14 protein-coding genes and 1 pseudogene are annotated in these 18,284 nt (G+C 35.9%); 4 read left to right on the top strand and 11 right to left on the bottom strand.

Annotated elements, in window-relative coordinates; all coding sequences use genetic code 11:
* Window positions 1-164: 164 nt before the first annotated feature.
* Window positions 165-1,193, top strand: a complete 1,029-nt coding sequence (locus tag DMP16_RS02880) for an aldo/keto reductase (protein ID WP_143576882.1) — start codon at window positions 165-167, stop codon at window positions 1,191-1,193.
* Here the strand turns inward: DMP16_RS02880 and DMP16_RS02885 are convergent.
* Genes DMP16_RS02885 through bgaS form a run of 3 tightly spaced genes read right to left on the bottom strand, consistent with a single transcriptional unit; the run spans window position 1,179 to window position 5,864 of the window.
* The gene (locus DMP16_RS02885; protein WP_231961280.1) at window positions 1,179-3,401 is read right to left on the bottom strand and encodes a glycoside hydrolase family 3 N-terminal domain-containing protein; all 2,223 of its coding nucleotides are present in this window, start codon (window positions 3,399-3,401) and stop codon (window positions 1,179-1,181) included. The two genes, DMP16_RS02880 and DMP16_RS02885, sit on opposite strands and share 15 nt — an antisense overlap.
* Before the next feature lie 55 nt (window positions 3,402-3,456).
* On the bottom strand, window positions 3,457-4,380 hold the full coding sequence (locus DMP16_RS02890) for an alpha/beta hydrolase (protein WP_069282967.1): 924 nt from the start codon (window positions 4,378-4,380) through the stop codon (window positions 3,457-3,459).
* 14 nt (window positions 4,381-4,394) lie between these two features.
* Complete coding sequence (gene bgaS / locus DMP16_RS02895; protein WP_069282969.1) at window positions 4,395-5,864, bottom strand: beta-galactosidase BgaS; 1,470 nt, start codon at window positions 5,862-5,864, stop codon at window positions 4,395-4,397.
* 91 nt (window positions 5,865-5,955) lie between these two features.
* Between bgaS and DMP16_RS02900 the strand changes: the two genes are divergently transcribed.
* Window positions 5,956-6,732: a sugar phosphate isomerase/epimerase gene (locus DMP16_RS02900; RefSeq protein ID WP_069282971.1), complete on the top strand. Its 777-nt coding sequence runs from the start codon at window positions 5,956-5,958 to the stop codon at window positions 6,730-6,732.
* 48 nt (window positions 6,733-6,780) lie between these two features.
* Window positions 6,781-8,295 (top strand): annotated as a pseudogene (locus tag DMP16_RS02905) (amidase).
* A gap of 26 nt (window positions 8,296-8,321) precedes the next feature.
* Here DMP16_RS02905 and DMP16_RS02910 read toward each other — a convergent pair.
* The 8 genes from DMP16_RS02910 to DMP16_RS11290 form a co-directional block, all read right to left on the bottom strand.
* Window positions 8,322-10,502, bottom strand: a complete 2,181-nt coding sequence (locus tag DMP16_RS02910) for an ABC transporter substrate-binding protein (protein WP_185957804.1) — start codon at window positions 10,500-10,502, stop codon at window positions 8,322-8,324.
* A gap of 75 nt (window positions 10,503-10,577) precedes the next feature.
* Window positions 10,578-11,534 (bottom strand): hypothetical protein, encoded by a 957-nt coding sequence (locus DMP16_RS02915; protein ID WP_069282973.1) that lies wholly within the window; start codon window positions 11,532-11,534, stop codon window positions 10,578-10,580.
* Between the two features lie 51 nt (window positions 11,535-11,585).
* Window positions 11,586-12,386 carry an ATP-binding cassette domain-containing protein gene (locus tag DMP16_RS02920; protein ID WP_069282974.1) on the bottom strand — a complete coding sequence of 267 codons (801 nt, stop codon included), beginning with the start codon at window positions 12,384-12,386 and terminating at the stop codon, window positions 11,586-11,588.
* On the bottom strand, window positions 12,379-13,374 hold the full coding sequence (locus DMP16_RS02925; RefSeq protein ID WP_069282975.1) for an ABC transporter ATP-binding protein: 996 nt from the start codon (window positions 13,372-13,374) through the stop codon (window positions 12,379-12,381). Before DMP16_RS02925 ends, DMP16_RS02920 begins: the two co-directional genes overlap by 8 nt.
* Window positions 13,362-14,324 carry an ABC transporter permease gene (locus DMP16_RS02930; RefSeq protein WP_069282977.1) on the bottom strand — a complete coding sequence of 321 codons (963 nt, stop codon included), beginning with the start codon at window positions 14,322-14,324 and terminating at the stop codon, window positions 13,362-13,364. The genes DMP16_RS02925 and DMP16_RS02930 overlap by 13 nt, the downstream gene beginning before the upstream one ends.
* 1 nt (window position 14,325) lies before the next feature.
* Entirely contained in the window at window positions 14,326-15,357 is a 1,032-nt protein-coding gene (locus tag DMP16_RS02935; RefSeq protein ID WP_069282979.1) for an ABC transporter permease, read from the bottom strand.
* A gap of 159 nt (window positions 15,358-15,516) precedes the next feature.
* Complete coding sequence (locus tag DMP16_RS02940) at window positions 15,517-16,932, bottom strand: hypothetical protein (RefSeq protein WP_143576883.1); 1,416 nt, start codon at window positions 16,930-16,932, stop codon at window positions 15,517-15,519.
* 33 nt (window positions 16,933-16,965) lie between these two features.
* Entirely contained in the window at window positions 16,966-17,088 is a 123-nt protein-coding gene (locus DMP16_RS11290) for a hypothetical protein (protein ID WP_255446776.1), read from the bottom strand.
* A gap of 32 nt (window positions 17,089-17,120) precedes the next feature.
* On the opposite strand from DMP16_RS11290, the gene DMP16_RS02945 reads away from it, so the two are divergent.
* Window positions 17,121-18,188: an oligopeptide/dipeptide ABC transporter ATP-binding protein gene (locus tag DMP16_RS02945; RefSeq protein WP_255446777.1), complete on the top strand. Its 1,068-nt coding sequence runs from the start codon at window positions 17,121-17,123 to the stop codon at window positions 18,186-18,188.
* Window positions 18,189-18,284 lie beyond the last annotated feature (96 nt).

Here is an 18,284-nt window from a genome sequence, read left to right on the forward strand (position 1 = left end):
AAACCTACAACAAAATCAGGAGGACCCAATAGTGAGGAGGAAATTAGAGTAAAGCTAAGTATATATTAAGTTAACTTTGAAATTATTAGAAAAAGATAAGCTGAATTCTCGAGAAAAGTTTTCCCTTAAATATGTTTAAAAGGGAAAGGTGAGATATGTATAGTATGAAATATGTTAGGTTAGGAGATAGCGGATTAAAAGTGTCTCAAATATGCCTAGGCACTTGGTTTCTACCACTATTATCGGAGAAGGATGAATTAGGAGTATATAAGGTAGATGAAGAGACTACTTTAAAGATACTTAAGAAGGCTTACGACGAGGGAGTGAATTTCATAGATACTGCTAACGTATATCACGGGGCATTATGGGAAACGGACCCTCTACACGTGGGTTTATCAGAAAAATTAGTGGGTAAGTTCCTTTCTTCAGTGGATAGGGAATCTGTTTTAATTTCAACCAAGGTAAGGGGAAAGATGGCTAATTGGGCTAATGGAGAAGGATTGTCTAGAAAGCATATAACGTGGCAAATAAGGGAAAGTTTAAGGAGGTTGAATACTGAATATGTTGACATTTACATAATACATTGGACAGATCACGAGACCCCTAAGATAGAGACGCTCAGAACTCTAAATGATTTGGTAAGACGTGGGCTAGTTTATTACTTAGGTGTTAGCAATCATGAGGCTCATGACATAATTGAATTCTTAGAATTAAGTGAGAGATATAACTTGGAGAAGTTTAGTGTAATTCAAGATTTATATAATCTTTTAGAAAGGCAAGTAGAGAGATATAAATTAAGTATCGCTAGAAGATTTGGACTTGCGATTATGGCTTATGCTCCCTTAGCCCACGGCTTCCTAACTGGCAAATATGTAGACTTCAATAATAAGACATGGAAGGTAGATGAACTTACTAGGATTTCATTAAATGAAAGACTTAAAACTAGATATTTTAGAGATAGTCATCTTAAAGTATTACTTACGTTAAAGGAGATTGCTGATGAGAAAGATGCGACTATCTCACAAATTAGTATAGCTTGGCTTCTAAAAAGAGGGGAAGAATTTAACGTACCTATAATCCCAGTTATTGGAGTTACGAGACTAGAGCATCTAGATGATAATTTAAATGCTATTAAAATAAAATTGTCTTACGATGATATGAAAAAAATTGATGAGGCTCTAGGAAATGCTTGAAGAAGAGAAGTAATTATTTCTCTTCGTTAACTCCTTAGTTTCAACTAATTTTACACTTCCCTCAAATACACTATCGAGCGCGTTCTTAGCAACAATAACCTTATACTCTCCGGATTGTAGAATTAATTTTAAGTCTTTATCATAAAAAGCTAACAGATCTGTAGGAATAGCGAACGTTATCTTCTTAACCTCATTAGGTCTTAAGTTGACTTTTATGAAAGCTTTAAGCTCTTTAACTGGCAAAGCTACATTACTCTTTCTTCTAGATATATATACTTGAATCACTTCGTCAACTTCGTATTTTCCCTCATTCTTAACCTCTAAGCTTAATTTAATATCCTCTCCAGCTCTCACTTCAGGTGTGAGTATCTTGAAGTTGTTGTAGCTGACCTTAGAATAAGTTAGACCGTAACCGAACGGGAATAGAGGATCAGAGGAAGACTCGATATATTTTCCAAACGATGATGGTTTTCTAGAATAATACACGGGTATTTGTCCAGTACTTTTAGGCAATGAGACTGGGAGTCTTCCACTGGGCGAAACTTCTCCAAATATCACATCGGCTATAGCGTTACCACCTTCTTCTCCTAATTTCCACGCCCACAATACAGCATCGACCTTATTAATTATCTTCTCTAATGACATGGGTCTGCCGGCAATTACTACCAATATTATTGGCTTTCCAAGGCTACTTAATTCTTCAATTAATTTCGTTTGTGGCTCCGGTAGTTCAATATCAGCTCTATCAACTCCCTCACCAGATGTGCACATCTCTGGATCGAAAATACAAGACATGTCTCCTACTACTCCTATTATTACGTTAGCCTTGCTTGCTAATTCTTTAGCCTCGTTAAGCAAGCCAAGATCTAACTTATTCACCTCAGATCCCTTAGCGTAAATTACGTTCTTGACTTTGTTTTTAATCCCTTCCAATACTGTAACTACGTTTACGTCTACTTTAAAAGTCCTAGTATGAGTCGGGAAATGATAGTCGCCAAGCATCGCTAATGGGTTATCAGCCAATGGTCCTATAACTGCGATCCTCTCATTGCTTTTATTTAATGGCAGTGAATTATTCTCGTTCTTTAGTAGTATAATTGATTTTGAAGCCACTTCTCTAGCCATTTCCCTGTGCTCCTTATTATCTAATATTTCTGGTATTTTACTCTCATCAACAAAGGGATTATCAAAGAGTCCTATAAGATATTTTACGTATAAAACTCTCTCAACGGCATTATCTATTATCTTTTCTGGAATTTCTCCGCTACTAATGGCATCCTCTAACTCCCTAAAACATTCTAATGAGGGAAACTCTATATTGACTCCCGCGTTAAGTGCTAATAATCCTGCTTCTTTACAACTATCAGCTACTCTATGTACCGTGTTTAGATATTTTACTGCCCAATAGTCTGAGACAATTATTCCTTTAAAACCCCACTCCTCTCTTAGAACTTTGTGTAGTAACTCATTATTGGCGTGACAAGGAACGCCGTCAATTTCATGATAGGCTGGCATTATGGATAATACTTCAGATTTCCTAACTGCTACTTCAAAGGGATATAAATAAACATTTCTTAGCTCTCTATTTCCGACGTTAACCGGTGCAGTATTTCTCCCGCCTTCCGGACTACCATGAGCTACGAAATGTTTAGCAGTGGCAATGAGTTGATTATTTCCTTGAAGACCAGTGATATAAGCGTTTGCCATACTTGCCGTCAAATATACGTCTTCTCCAAACGTCTCTTCGCATCTTCCCCACCGAGGATCTCTACATAGGTCAAGGACTGGTGACAAACAATGCCTAATGCCCAAAATGGTAGTCTGATTTCTGATTGCCTTAGTAACCTTGCTTACAGTAGTTAGATCCCATGTGCTGGACAACGCCAAAGGTATGGGAAATAGTGTAGCAGTAGGTCCCATTAGACCTGATAAACACTCTTCATGGACTATTGCAGGTATCCTAACCCTTGTTTTCTCTATTAAGTAACGTTGTATCTGATTTATAACCTTCCCAGCCTGTTTTGGTCTTAAATTTGAGCCTACGACTCTGGTTATCTCCCCGATCCCATATCGCAATAATTTCTCCGCTTTTTCTTCTGAGAATTCATTGTTCTCTAGTAATTCATTTACTTGAATTGAACCTAATTGTGCTACCTTCTCCTCTATTTTCATTTTATTGATAAGATTTTTGATATCTGATGGGTTCAATCAAGATCAACACCAATTCAGCCCATTAGATAAAAACTATTTTGGTTAACACTTATTATTGATTAAACAAATCCTTCATTAACGCGCCAGACATTACTAATACTTGCCTACTTACCAATGGAGAGCCAGAAAAGGAGTGAATCATACCATTCACCCTAACACTTAATGTAGGTATACCGCTTTCCATTAATCTGTAAGCGTATGCCTCAGCTTGATCTCTTAAAGGATCGTATTCTGCAGTAATTATTATCGTGTACGGAAGCCCACTTAAGTCCTCAGCTAAGAGCGGAGAGAATAGGGGATTTAGTAAATCTTTTTCATCTCTTATATAATTACGAATCATGAAGTCTATCGGTAAACCCATATCTAAACCGAAGCCCTTTCTGTATTCCATCATTGATTTAGACGTTAAGTCAAGTCCTAAAACAGGAACTACAGCATTTTGAACACTTAATTTTACACCTTTTTGCTTTGCTAGTATAGAGCTTGTAAGAACTAGATTACCACCAGCGCTTACCCCAAACAGCCCTATTTTGTCTTTATCCCCTCCAATACTTTCCGCGTTTTTCTTCGCCCACAAAATACTGTTAAAACAATCATAAACCGCTGTAGGGAACTTATACTCCGGAGCTAGTCTATAATCTACTGAGATGACGATACAGTCACACGTTTTAGTCAATATCCTAGAAGCACTGTCTTCTGTCTCTATACTTCCTATCATCCATCCTCCACCATGAAAGTACAATATAATTGGGTGTCCTTTCTCCCCATCTGGATAATATATCCTCACAGACATCTCATAACCGTTAGAGTCAATTTTCCTATCCTCAATCTTATATATCTGCTCTTTAGGATATTTTCTAGCCCTTTCCTCAAACATTCTTCTAATTTCTTGTATAGTGTACTTCTTCGAGTCAAAGATGTTACTCTTATAGTATTCTTCTTCTAAATATTTTCTAACCACGGGATCTAAAGGCATTGGAAAAACTACCTTTAATGCCTTAATGGCTTAACGGGTGGTATACTATTTAAGTGCTGTATTTCATCTGGAATACCTTGGTTCTTTGTAATCTCTCTATAAACTAATGCTGAAGGTCTCCAATACTGCTTCTTAGTAGAATAGTCAACCTTTAGTAAACCAAACTTCATCGAGAACCCTGAAGCCCACTCGTAGTTATCAGCTAACGACCAGTGCAAATATCCTCTTACGTCAACTCCTTTATCTATTGCCCTATTAACTTGATAGAGGTGAGATACGAGATAGTAAGGTCTTTGATAGTCTGCATCATCGGCAATGCCATTCTCAGTGACGTACATGTAAAGATGATATCTGTTCCAATACTTAGTCAAAACATCGTTTAAACCTTCTGGGAAGAACTCCCAACCGAAATCACTAGTTGGTAATCCTGCTAAACTAACTGAATTCCTCTCACATCCATGACCATAACCGGGTAAGGCAGTATAACCTTTTTCCGTCTTTTTAACAACGGTTCTAGTGTAATAGTTTACTCCTATCCAATCCAGCTTATTACGTAAATCATCTCTTACCGCTTTTTGATTATCCTTAACGATTTCTCCTTTAATTATAGCGTCAAAGAATGACCACCTCTCGCTATGTTCAGCCATCTCTACAGCTTCCCTATCAGAATCAGTTAAGGGTTGAAACGAACTATTAGCATATATTATTCCAACGTTTTTCTTTGTTAAACTCTTTATCGCATCGTAAGCTCTCGCATGAGCTTGAATAATGTTATACCTAGCTCTCTGTGCCAATTGAAAGCTTAAATACCCCGGAGGGAATCCAGATTTTATACCAACGTAACCTAAACCAAAAACAACGTTAGGTTCGTTCATCGTAGAATATTCATCTACTAAATCATCCAATTTCCACGTTACATAAGCTGTAAACCTAGCGAACTCATAAACTGTCCTAGTGCTTAACCAACCTATGGGTCCAGTTAAATCCCCTTTTCTAACTCTAATAGGGTCATGTAGCCACAATGGCATTGGCCAATGATACATGTTAAGTACGAAATGAAATCCTCTACTCTTTAGATCAGTAAAGATTTCCCTATAATGATTTATTGCATCTTTGTTGGCATATTCGTCCATCCTCCTCAACACGTTTTCATTTATTTCTACGTGAACCACATCGTTCTTATTCTCGTCAAATCCTTCAGGTTTAGGTAATGGTTTAGGAAATATCCTTGACCATTCAACTCCTATTCTGGCTATTTTTAATCCCATCTTCTCAGCGTTATCGTGGAACATCTTATAGTTTCCCCAATATCCGGGACCATTCTCTGGAAAGTCACCACTAACTAAGCCAGAGGCAATGTTTTCTTGATCGTGAACCCAAGCATACCAATCACTGTTAGGATCTTCGCTACCTGGAGTTCCCATTTCTGATTGAAATCCCGCTTGAGACCAGCCAAACTTGAAGCTCTTAGGAAAGCTTATCATGTTAGTCTACTATTAGACGTACAATTTTAAGCTTTTCCGTTAAAGTGTTAAATACAAGATATTTAGTCTAATTTTTTATTAAACATATAATATGAAAGTAGTATTCTCTAGTCTTGCCTATCCAAATTTATCCTTAGGAGAGGTAGTAAGTAGAGTTATTAATTTTAACTTTGATGGATTAGAGTTAAGAGTTGCAGATGATGGAAGGCACTTAAGACCAGAGTATCCTTTAACCAAGGACATATTGGATTTACTTTCTTCGATAACCATTTCGGACATAGCTGGATATGCGAAATTTAGTTCAAGTGATGAAAATGAGAGAAAGAAAAATGAAAAATTATTAGAAATTTTAATTAAAATTGCTAACTCACTAAATGCTTTGGGTGTTAGAGTGTATGGCGGAGAGTTTAATGACCCTAAAATAATAGGGAGAATTGCCGACTCGTTAAACAGAATGAGCAAAATTGCTGAAGACTATAACGTCAAAATTTTAGTGGAAACACACGACAGCTTAGCTATAAAGGAAAATATTATCGCATTGCTCAAGCAGATCAACGAGACCATTGGCTTTGTTTATGATCCTGCGAACGTAATTTTTGCAAAAGGTAAACATGAAGAGACTTATCCGTTAATCTCGAAAAGAATATATCAAGTTCACATAAAAGACTTTGTATTCAGAAATGGTAAAAGAGTCTTCACCCTTCCCGGGCAAGGAGTCGTTCCAATAGATAAGATAATTAATGATCTCAAGATAAATAAATATAATTATTACGTTTCAGTGGAATGGGAGAAAATGTGGCATCAAGAGTTAGAAGATGCTGATTTAGTCTTACCAAAATATCTTTCATATTTAAGAAATTTGATTTAACTGTCTTTTTAATTAAAAGATATAAAACTTGAGGACAATACTTTAGTGATGGGAATCAAAACACCTACATTAGAAGAGCTGAAAAAGATTTCAAACCAATTTAACCTAGAATTAGATGACGAAGAGTTAAGAAATTTCCAGACTTTAATATCAATACAATTAAGGTCATATCAAAGATTAGACAGTTTGCCAGATTTTAAGCCATTACCCAAATATCCCAGAAATTTTGGCAGACCCCCTAGTAAAGAGGAAAACCCGTATAATGCTATAGCCTGGATTGCTAGAATAAAAGGTAGGGACGAGGGCAAACTTAAAGGGAAAAGAGTATGTATAAAAGACAACATTATGATAGCTGGATTACCGATGCTGAATGGATCGAGACTCCTTGAATGATTTATTCCAGATATGGATGCAACGGTAGTTACAAGAGTTCTAGATGAGGGTGGAGAGATAGTTGCCAGGACCACATGCGAAGATTTATGCTTCTCTGGAGGTAGTCATACTTCATTTCCCTCACCCGTTTTAAACCCTAGAAATCCAGAATTCATGGCTGGAGGTTCCTCAAGTGGTAACGCTGCTGCTATAGCAAGTGGAGTTTGTGAAATGGGAGTAGGTGGAGATCAAGGAGGGTCAATAAGAATACCAAGCTCTTGGGTTGGAATATATGGATTAAAACCAACTCATGGCTTAGTTCCTTATACTGGTGCTTTTTCGATAGAGCCTACCTTAGATCACTTAGGACCAATGGCTAATTCAACTGAAAATGTTGCATTACTCTTAGAAGTCATAGCTGGAAGAGATGGGTTAGATCCAAGACAGCCAGAAAGTCTACCTTATCCGCCGGTAAAAGAATATTCTAAGCTAATCAAAGGTGAGGTGAAAGGAGTAAGAGTTGGAATAGTAAAAGAAGGATTTGGCTGGGATAACTCTGAGAAGGATGTTGATGAACTAGTCATGACTTCAGCAAAAAGCTTGGAAAAGTTTGGAATTAAAGTGGAAGAGATATCAATACCTATGCATAGGTTAGGTTTGGATATATGGATGCCGATAGGTATGGAAGGGGCAATGGCTACGATGATATTAGGGAGTGGATTAGGTTGGGGGAGAAAGGGTTTATTCGAAACTTCGATAGCAGAATTTTTCGGAAACGCATTAAAGGCTAAAGCAAGGGATTTGCCTAATACAGTAAAAGGAGTAATTCTATTAGGATATTTTATGATAAACAAATATAATAGCAAATATTATGCTAAAGCTAGAAACTTATCACATATACTCAAGGATACTTATGATGAAGCATTAAAGAAATATGATATACTTATTATGCCAACCACTCCTATGAAGGCAATGAGATACAAAGAGAACCCATCCTTCCAAGAATATGTGATGATGGCACTAAGTATGGTCAATAACACTGCTCCCTTTGATGTAACTGGTCATCCAGCTATGAGTATCCCAGTAGGTTATTCTAACGGTCTACCAGTGGGAATGATGTTAGTTGGAAGGCACTTTGAGGAAGAAACAATCCTTAAACTTTCTAATCTGATAGAACAAAGCACGAAATAAAAAATAACATTACTTTTTATTAATTTTTATCTTCTTCTCAGTAATATAACAGCAGCTATTATAATTATTACGATTATAACGCCTATTGCTACATAAAGCAGCGTATTTCCGGAACTCTTAGTAACAGTCGTTGGAACTATAGATGTGGAAACACTTGTTGTAGTAACTGTCGTCGTAGTAGTAGATACGCTTGTAGATGTAGTTGTGCTAACTGAGGTAGTTGTTGTTGTACTTGTTGTCGTTGTTGTAGAGGTGGTTGTAGATACTTGATATACGAACGGATCGTTAGAGGTATACCAACTTTGAGGTACTTGTGAGGTATAATACCACCAAGGTTCTGGCACTGACTGATTAACTAAATGTAGTGCTAATACAACTGGTAATGGTGTCGATGGTAAACCAGTATATGGAGAAGCTATCCAATAATAGTTTTGCTGTGTAGGCCAGCCTACTACAGTTTGATTTACATACTCATACCATAAAGCAGCATAAACAGTAGCAACAGACGGCATGTATTTTATCCAAAGTAAAGCTAAATTATTTATTATTTTATTGTAGTTAGAAGGATTTATACTAAAGTTCCCCATTGCCCATCCTACCCACTGTTCAAAACTTGGTTGAACAACAGATAAGTTAAGTCTATTCAGATCGAAGTAAGTACTATTACCTATAGGTGTTACATTGCCTGGAGAGTTCCAGTAATTATATAAGTAACCTTCAAATTCGTCAATAGGAGTAGGTCCATTAATCAACTCCCACATTAATCCTAAATCATAAGTACCGGACTCCATATTGCTAAACCATACAGTAAAGGGTGGAGTTTCGACTTCCACTGTTAATCCTATTTGTTTCAACTCTTGAGATATTAGGCTTATCTGAGCGTCCCAATCAGTCCAGCCTGCAACTGTAATTATTGTTAGAGGAGGAATTACTGACCCGTTAGGCGCAACTAACTGACCTTGTGAGTTTAAATGATAGCCGTGACTTTCTAATAGTTGTAATGCTGCTGTAACATTACCATAAGGAGGTGCAAATTGTTCTGCTAGCTGAAGTACTGAAGAGTTTAAGACTGATAATTGTTGAGGTGGTAAAGGTAATGGAGTTTCTGCTGGAGGCTCATATCCATACTCTGCTAAATAATACAGTGCAGTTCTATTTATTGCTAGACTAATAGCTTGTCTTAATACTGGATCCGATAATGGCCATTTCAAATCGTTTATGGTCAGCATCACGGGTACGCTTGGTGCAAAGTAGTAATGATAATACTGTGGATTTTTAGCCACGAAGTCTTGCTGTATATCTGGTTCAAATACTCCTCCCCAAGTCACTTGTCCATTATTTAAGGCAGTATCAGCTTGTACGTTACTAGGATATGAGGGATATAATAAGTACTTTATTCTAGGTTCTCCGGGCATCCAGTAGTGTGGATTAGCAACTAAGACTATCTCTTGAGGACTGAAGCTGTAAAGCATGTAGGGACCAGTTCCGATAGGATCAGTCAGCTCGTATGTATATGGATTTCCAGTCTTGTTTAACCCTATGTAACTTCCGTTTGGAAATTGCTCAACTGGAAATACCTTACCCCATTGATTTGGATCAACAATGAATTGCTCTAAGGCAGTATAGAGGATTAGTGGAGAAGTAGTGTTCTTGAACACTATCTCAATCTCGTACGGATTTATTATGGTCATGTTAGCTACGTTACCAGCTAAATAGCCTAATTGAGGATAAGCTTGTTCTAACGCTACTGTATACCATACGGCAGTTGCATTGAATGGGTCTCCATTATTGAAGTATACCCCTTGCCTAAGTTTAAAAATAAGTCCATGAGTAGGTACTTGGATTAAATGCCCAGAGCTATTTACGTAATAATAAGTGTTTATCCACGTCCAATTGGTTGCCAGCCAAGGTATAACTTGTCCGTTAAGATAATTAACTAGTGCCAGAGGCTCATAAATGAACCATATTAGCCCACCGGGCAAAGCAGGATAATTCCATGGGTTAAAGTCATCCTGCCATACAATACCGGGTGATGGCAATAAGGTTATACTTCCCTCAGGTTGAAATGACGATGACTGTTGAGAAGTTACCGGTCTAATAAAGACGCCTGCACTAGCTAGTAGTAATAAAGTGAAGATTGTAGATAGTAGCATCTTACTAAGATTTACTTTAGAGTTTTCTTTCAACTTACACCACTGCGTATACATTTCTTATTACGTATATATAAATTTTATTACTCGCATAAATATATATAATTGAAATTAGTCATGATAATTAGAAAGTCATTCATCAATAATAGTGAGATCCCATGAATATAAATTAAATCCCATTTGAGCATTACCGTGGTTATCATTGAATTCCATACCAATTTGTATAGCATCTAAATAGAATGTTTTTTCATATATTTGAGGAAAAACTTTATTTATAAAAAAGAATTCGTTGTTTAGAAAGAAATTTAAGGGAATTTCTACTTCACCCTCTAAGTTTTTCTCACTAAGGTAATATACCCCTATCCATCCTGAGGCAGAACCGGTATGCGGTAAAACGTATACTAGAAAAGTGTCATTTTCCTTAGTCCCGTTTACTTCGATCGTAACAGTAACGTTGCCTTCTTTAATGAAGAAGGGTGATGTTATATTACTTTCATGATACAACCAAATCATTAATTCAATATCTGGAAATTGTAGATTACTAATATTAGGATTTTGACTTAACCATATATCATATGAGAAGTCATCAATAGTACCATTTTCATCCCATATAGTATAATTTAACAAGGAATATATCTTAGGGGTGGTAGTTACATTGATAGGTAACTCTAACCATTGCGATTCTGCTGTTTTACCTTGAAATGGAAACCAATACTCTTGACCGTACATGATTCCGGGGTAACCATCTACATCTATATTTGGATTTATTTTCTTAAAACTTGTTAAATTAACTATTAGTCTAAGCCCATAATCTTTAATATAAGTTAGATTAATGAACCCTTCAGCCATCCTATAATTCCAAAGATATGGGGAAATAAATATCGAAACGTTATTAGAATATAATTGTTTAATTTGATATCCATATCCATAAGGATACACACAATTTATTGACATATCAGAGTTGTTGTATAAAAGAAATATTTCGTGAATTTTTACATTTGAGTTAATGATACTAAATTTTATGTATACTAATATTGTGAAAGTTAGGAATAAGATAATTGCAATTAACGCTAAATATCTTCTTTTCATAAACATCTTCCAAAATAGTGATTCTTTTTTATCAATAAAAAATTAATCTAATCATTCAATTCTTTTGTAAGGATCTGGGACGGACTCTATAAGTAACCTAGTATACTCGTCTTTAGGATGGGATAATACAGTTTCTACATCACCTTCATCCACTATTCTACCTTGTTTTACTACATAAACCCTATCTGCTACGTAACCTATTGTAGCTATGTCGTGAGTTATATACATAATTGATATACCTTTTTCATCTCTTAACTGCTTAAATAATTCTAGTAGAGATGCCCTAATTGAGGCATCAACATTAGATACTGGCTCATCCGCAATTATAACCTTAGGGTTAAGTGCTAGTACTCTTGCCAAATATACTCTTTGTCTTTGTCCTCCAGATAATTGAAAGGGATACTTATCTAAGAAATCTGATGGGGGAGTGAGAGCTACTTCTTTTAATAACTCTTTTATTTTCTCATCCATATCACCCTCGTAGCCATAGATCTTTAGTGGTCTTTCCAAGTGCCATCTCACTGTGTGAGCAGGGTCTAATGAGGAATACGGATCTTGAAAGACTAGTTGAACCTCAGCTCTATATTTTTTCAATTGTTTCTTGTTCATCCTAACAACATCTAAATTCATCGGATGATAGATTATTTGTCCTTTAGTGGGCTTTAACAAGCCTACTATCATCCACGCAATTACTGTCTTACCACCCCCGCTCCCTCCAACCATGCCTACTATCTCATTGCTTCTAATTTCCATATTTACGTCCCATATGCCTGGTCTATGCTCTTTTTGAAATATATTTTTTCTTACTATAAAATCCTTATATATGTGGATTAATTCTATTAATTTACTCATAAGCCTTTTTCACCTCATTTCTCCACTCTGGATATCTATGACATTTATAATACCCGAAAGAATCATATTTAACTGTCTCAGGCTGACTATCCTTACAAGTTATTGTCGCGAAGGGGCACCGATACGAAAATACACATCCTTTAGGATACCTTATAAATCCTTCAAAATCACCTGAAATCCTAGGCAACTTTTTACCCCTAGCTCTAATCGTAGGTATACTATTAAGTAAAAGGTAAGTATAAGGATGATAAGCTTCTTCGAGTAACGTGTTGTATTTGCCATATTCTACTATTTGACCTCCATACATAACCGCTATGTAGTCAGATATTTGAAATAGCATTGCGATATCATGGCTTATAATAACTAAAGTTAAATTTCTCTCTTTTTGCAGCTTCTTTATAAGTCTGAGTATTTCATACTGAACTACTACATCTAAGCCAGTAGTTGGCTCATCCATTATAACTATTTCAGGATTCAGAAGAAGTGAAATTGCTATTACAACCCTTTGTTTCATACCTCCAGAAAGCTGGAACGGGTACATATCTAATATTTGCTTATCAGAAAGACCAACGTCCTCTAAAGCTTTGTAAATCATGCTTAGATTATTGTAGTAATCCATCCCTTTCGACTTAAGTATATCAGCAAAGGTTTCCTTTACCTTTCGTATTGGATTTAGAGAGTTTTGGGCAGCTTGAGGAACATAGGAGATTATCTTACCTCTAATCTGGTTTAATTCAATATCATCTAAATTAAATATTTTGTATTTTTCGTTTATTATCACATCACCGGACTCTACTATCATTGGAGGGCTGACGAATCCCATTACAGCAGTAGCTAGAGTAGATTTACCAGAACCAGATTCCCCAGCTATGCCAGTTATTTTATTTCTAGGAATATCTATACTTACGTTCCTCAACACTCTAATGAGTCCATAATCTGATAAATAGCCTACACTTAAGTTTTTTACTGATATACTTACTTCGTCCATTCTATAACCTCCTCCTCCTTTCTTCTTTTCTTAATTTCACTTAACATCTTCTTATACTTCTTATTATCTACCCTTAATCTAGGATTAGCTACCCGATCGATCCCAATATTTATCAATGCGAACGAGAGGGCAACCAAACCTATCATCAATCCAGGTGGAATGTACCACCACCATAAACCTCTTAAATAAGCTTCTCCTCCCAGTGACCAATAGAGCAATGTTCCCCAATTTACTTGAGTTAAGCTTCCTAAACCAAAATAATATATAAAAGTGAATCCAGCTATTCCGTAAATTGCAGTGAAGAAGAAATTAGAAGCTATAAAGGGTAAATTGTTTGGTATTATTTGTCTAACAACTATGCTAAGTTTAGATTCTCCTATAAGCTCTGAAGACAGTATATATTCCCTTCTCCTCAACGGTAAAACTAACGATCTGAGAACTCTAGCCCCCCACGCCCAGCCTGTAGTAGATAAAGCTATTAAAATCGTGATATAACCTAACTTTATCTGCTCAGCTCCTAAGTAAGCCCCTATTAGTTCAATAATTAATATGCCTGGTATTACTAAGAATATTTGTGTAATACCACTTAATATTCTGTCCACTAACGTATCAGCATATAATCCAGCAGATATACCTATAAAAATTGAAATAAGAGTTCCTATCAAGCCCGTAAGTAAGCCTACTCCTATAACTGGGAAACCTCCAACTAATAGTTGAGAAAACACATCATGTCCATAATCATCAGTTCCTAACCAATGTTTAGGTGAAGGAGGAAGATCCCTAGGGAATTGCGTAGAATTAGGATTATAAGGAGTCCAAAAAACCCCTATTAAACAAAATATTATTATTGCTAATAAGATGTACATCCCTACCCTAGCAACTTTCTGTTCCCAAATGCCTTGTAATAAGCTGTAAAACGGACTATATTTATTTATTTTAAACCTTCTCATTTTACTCTCCCTCAGTTTCCTCTTTACTTGTTCTAGGATCTATGATTCCATAAATTATATCCGCTACGAAATTGCTTAACACCATAGCAGTTACTAACATAAAAAATATTCCATTTAATAACGGATAATCAAGACCCGTAATCGCTTGATTGAAGAAATATCCTAGTCCAGCATAATTAAACAAATACTCTATAGCTACAGCCCCTAAAACGGAATATCCTAAGGCGATTGAAAAACTGGTAAAATTAGGTAATAAGGCTAATCTGTATGCTTTACTCGAAATTACTCTTTCCGGAACACCCATTAACCTATAATAATTCATATAATCCTCTTGCAATATAGGAATCATATTATTTCTCATGCCTATTATCCACCCTGCAAGTGAAAACAACACTAGGGTTAAAACTGGTAATATGGCATGATATATAACGGACCATATAAAAGGTAGTGAAAATGTAGGCTTTAGAAATATAAATGTATTGTATTGCCCGCCGGTAGGGAAAATATGAAGATCTACTGCCAGAAATTCTATTAAGATTTCCCCTGTCACAAACACCGGGAAAGTATATAAGAACATGGTACCACCTAGAATTACGTAATCTCTAATGCCTCCCCTATGTAAGGCTGCTGATCTACCCAATAGATTACCTATGAAGAAAGCTGCGACCACCGCTGGTATTACAATCATGAATGTCCATGGAGCAGCCTCTGCGATTATTTTACCTACTGAGATGGGGAACTCAGTCAACGAGGGTCCAAAATTTAATCTTATTATGTCCTTTAAGAAGTCGAAATATTGTATATAAAGTGGAGTATGATAATATTGGGATAAACCTAGTTGTTGTACCAATGTCTCAATTTCTTGCTGGACGTTTTGCCCATATGCAGAAAGATTACCTCCTATTCTTCCATATATTATAGTACCCAGAACGTTCCCTGGAATAAGCCTAGGAAGTATGAAATCCAAAGAGATTCCGATAAACCAAATAATAACATAGTATATACCTCTTTTTATTATGTAGTCCTTCCTCATTATTCTTCCTAATATTTCATAAATAATTAGGAGTATAAAAGCATTATTTTAATTAATAATGTAAAGATGGTTAGATGAATTATATAAGTCTAGTCGATATTATGTTTAAACTTCTCTTAAAGTTTATAAATATGTATACAAAACATTAGTAAAATTCCCTTACTCTCGTTTCAGCTGTATATCAATAAAATTTCCCTTAGGTACCCTGACTTTGTTGAGTTGATTATCTGTTTTCACGTTAGCTAAATTATCCCTGATCCTAAACTTGATTTCGATATCGTAGTCATTCATGTTTAAGACTATAACTCTTTTATCGTATGGAATAAGACATACATTAAATAATGGCATATCACTTTCGAGAGTGAATCCTAAATAATCGTAAACTATATCCCTCATAGTTTGTCTGACTATCTCCGGGTAATACTCCACGAGATAAGGGGTGTACTTAGTTAAAGATAGCAAATAAACTATGGAATTATCATATGCTATTTTATGTAATACCGGGTAACTCCTATTACCGTCAGTAGCATATAAAAGTATTTCCTCTTTTCCCTTATAATCTACTATTGGACCGACTGGAAATCCAATTTGTCTTCGGTGATCCATAGAGTAAAATTTGTCTCCTTTGATGAACGCCTTAACATGAATAACATCATCGACCAATTCTAAACCATCTATATAACCTCCTTTAGCTATTACTTCTGTAGCTGATGAAGTCAAAATTAAACTAACTTTTTTTCTTACTAAATCAAATATATCTCCTTGCCTAATCCACTTATCTGTAATTAATACATAGTCTCCTTCATTAAAGTTATTAGATGGTAGCAAAGGTATACCAATCATTCCTAAATAATCCTCAATATATCTGTCAGAACTGTTGGAATAGATTGGTTGAGTAACAGGCACTTTAATACCTGACAAATTCCCTTTTAGCTTATTTCTCAAATCTATTACCCCCTTTAGTTTACTCTTTAGCTCTGCTGTAAGTTCATTATAATATCCCAATAATGAACCTGCGTGAAATAATGTTACTTCCCTAGTAAGGCTTAATAGACTGAGCAGAGCTTGTTCTAAATATGACTTGACGGCAGTTGGAATACTCCAATTGAATCCATTCCCTTGATCAAACCATACTCCCAGTAACTTATCTCCAACTAATGCTTTAACGAAATTAGCAATAAAGAAAGAACCATATCTCCCCGTCCCCTCTCTCGACTCAGTTCCTACATAGATACTATCAAACATTTCCTTTAATTTATTAAGAAAAAGCCCTCTATGATAAAAGTCCTCTCTCCACTCTGGCAATTTAAGGGTTATTTTCACTCTAGGATTTACTCTTCTAGATACGTCGACGACGTATTTCTTAGAGACATCCAAGAGCAATTCAGTCGAATATACTGCCCATAGACTACTTATCATGGCATCTCCTTTTCTTATACTCTCTATCAGCCTTTCCTTGGTTAATGAAAAACCAAATCTCTCGTTAAATAACTCTACATCATGATCAGAATAGCACCAATTCGACCAAAAATCATCTATAATAATTTCATCAAATATTGTAGCTTGTTGACTCATAACTTTACCTACCAACTCTTTATTCTTATCATCTTATATACAGATTACGTTAAAGCCCAACGATCTCTTTTCTCCCCACCCTTCGCCCCAAGTACCTATAGCAACACCTCCTGCTACTTCAAATTCCTTCTCGAATAGATGTTTAACCTTACTCATTATTATTAAAAAGCGTACCGTCATTAATCAATGTGAGAGATAAGCTATTTGCTATACCGGGTAACCCACCCGTATTGGTTAATAACGTTCCGAACTCATGTAGATTTTATGATAGATGTCCATTTCACTTCGAAACTTGTAAGATGGAGAGACCTAGACTATTGAATGTAAATGGTAGTCATTTCTCTAGGTGTTACATTCCACAGCAAAATAATAGTGTCGATTTAAACTCCTTACCTGTCCCTCCAGAATACTATAGCGAGGAGGGAGGAAGTCTTAAGGTAGAAACTGAAAGCAACGATGCCAGTATAATTCTTCGTGTTGAAAATTTAACTAAAGTCTTCATGGTTAGTAAAGGGTTGGTTAGTAAAGAACCGCTTTATGCCGTTAATGGAGTATCTTTTCAACTTAAAAAAGGGAAGATTATAGCCTTAGTGGGTGGAAGTGGACATGGTAAGTCAACTATTGCGAGAGTATTAGCTGGTATAGAGGAGCAAACAAGTGGAAAGATATACCTAGAGGATAAAGACTTTTCCTCAACTTCTAAGAGGAGAAGCATATATTATAGATCAAGAGTTCAGATGATATTCCAAGACCCTTATTCCTCATTAGATCCTAGACATACCGTGAAATGGCATATAGAGAGACCATTGTTACTTCACAAAAAAGTAAGGAATAAGAGTGAGTTAGAATCTAAGATAGGGGAAATATTGAAGACTGTTGGACTAAAGCCTCCGGAGAAGTACTTAGGTAAATATCCTCATGAGTTGTCCGGGGGAGAGAGACAGAGAGTGGCAATAGCTAGAGCTATAAGCGTAGAGCCTAAGGTTCTAATAGCTGATGAACCGGTATCGATGTTAGATGCGTCAGTTAGAGCAGGAATCCTAAATCTTTTGAAGAATTTTAAGAAACTGGGCATGAGCATATTATATATTACTCATGATATAGCTACTGTATCATATGTTGCAGATGAGATGATGGTTATATACAAAGGGAAAATAGTCGAGAGCGGAAACGTATGGGATATCGTCAAAAATCCAAACCATGAATATACTAAGGAACTGATTAGTGCTGTGCCTGATCCGTACAAGAGAATATAAAAACTTTTTTATTAACTTATTTATTCAAATATTTTATAAATTGTTATATAAATTTCCTTATATTATTATGTAACTCTTATGATAAACGTATTAAAA

The organism is Sulfolobus sp. B1, from assembly GCF_007050195.1.
GTDB lineage: Archaea > Thermoproteota > Thermoprotei_A > Sulfolobales > Sulfolobaceae > Saccharolobus.

Coding starts and splice junctions, on each gene's coding strand:
- DMP16_RS02910 (WP_185957804.1), bottom strand. CDS start 10,502: ATGTATACGCAGTGGTGTAAGTTGAAAGAAAACTCTAAAGTAAATCTT.
- DMP16_RS02940 (WP_143576883.1), bottom strand. CDS start 16,932: ATGAGTCAACAAGCTACAATATTTGATGAAATTATTATAGATGATTTT.
- DMP16_RS02920 (WP_069282974.1), bottom strand. CDS start 12,386: ATGAGTAAATTAATAGAATTAATCCACATATATAAGGATTTTATAGTA.
- DMP16_RS11290 (WP_255446776.1), bottom strand. CDS start 17,088: ATGAGTAAGGTTAAACATCTATTCGAGAAGGAATTTGAAGTAGCAGGA.
- DMP16_RS02890 (WP_069282967.1), bottom strand. CDS start 4,380: ATGCCTTTAGATCCCGTGGTTAGAAAATATTTAGAAGAAGAATACTAT.
- DMP16_RS02930 (WP_069282977.1), bottom strand. CDS start 14,324: ATGAGAAGGTTTAAAATAAATAAATATAGTCCGTTTTACAGCTTATTA.
- DMP16_RS02935 (WP_069282979.1), bottom strand. CDS start 15,357: ATGAGGAAGGACTACATAATAAAAAGAGGTATATACTATGTTATTATT.
- DMP16_RS02880 (WP_143576882.1), top strand. CDS start 165: ATGAAATATGTTAGGTTAGGAGATAGCGGATTAAAAGTGTCTCAAATA.
- DMP16_RS02915 (WP_069282973.1), bottom strand. CDS start 11,534: ATGAAAAGAAGATATTTAGCGTTAATTGCAATTATCTTATTCCTAACT.
- DMP16_RS02900 (WP_069282971.1), top strand. CDS start 5,956: ATGAAAGTAGTATTCTCTAGTCTTGCCTATCCAAATTTATCCTTAGGA.
- bgaS (WP_069282969.1), bottom strand. CDS start 5,864: ATGATAAGCTTTCCTAAGAGCTTCAAGTTTGGCTGGTCTCAAGCGGGA.
- DMP16_RS02925 (WP_069282975.1), bottom strand. CDS start 13,374: ATGGACGAAGTAAGTATATCAGTAAAAAACTTAAGTGTAGGCTATTTA.